Annotated in this window: 2 protein-coding genes; both read right to left on the bottom strand. The window is 31.3% G+C overall.

Annotation, left to right across the window (positions count from 1 at the left end):
- Positions 1–168 (bottom strand): aminotransferase class IV (locus C5S61_RS27540; protein ID WP_164689215.1); only part of this gene is annotated, 168 nt, incomplete at its 3' end.
- On the bottom strand, positions 168–403 hold a 236-nt coding region (locus C5S61_RS03855), incomplete at its 5' end, for a chorismate-binding protein (RefSeq protein ID WP_205701356.1). The genes C5S61_RS03855 and C5S61_RS27540, both read right to left, overlap by 1 nt.

Raw genomic sequence — 403 nt, 5'->3', positions numbered from 1 at the left:
ATATTGGCCACTGTGATACTTTGTTGTTACATCGTTTAATTCATTTCGCCATGCATGTTCATCAAATTTAAAGTTTAATCGCTCAGAAGAACATTTTATGCGATTAGTATGATAAGTAAGTCTAGGGATATGTCCATTTTCAATTTTCATTGTTTCAAATAATTGCATTATAACATCTCCAAAATCTTGGTTTTTGCGTAAAATTCATTCACTTCATCTTTTGGCTTAGAATCAATTGTAATACCTGCTCCGACTCCATAAATCGCTTGTCCATATTTATACTCAATAGTACGAATCGGAATATTAAAAATCATTTTATCATCTTCAGTTGGAAGTAATAGTCCAATTGCTCCGCAGTATATACCACGAGGTGAACTTTCTAATTGTTTAATATATTTCATTG

The organism is Herpetosiphon llansteffanensis, assembly GCF_003205875.1.
GTDB lineage: Bacteria > Chloroflexota > Chloroflexia > Chloroflexales > Herpetosiphonaceae > Herpetosiphon > Herpetosiphon llansteffanensis.
The sequence above is the reverse complement of the archived record's forward strand: the minus strand, read 5'-3'. Positions and strand labels throughout refer to the sequence as shown.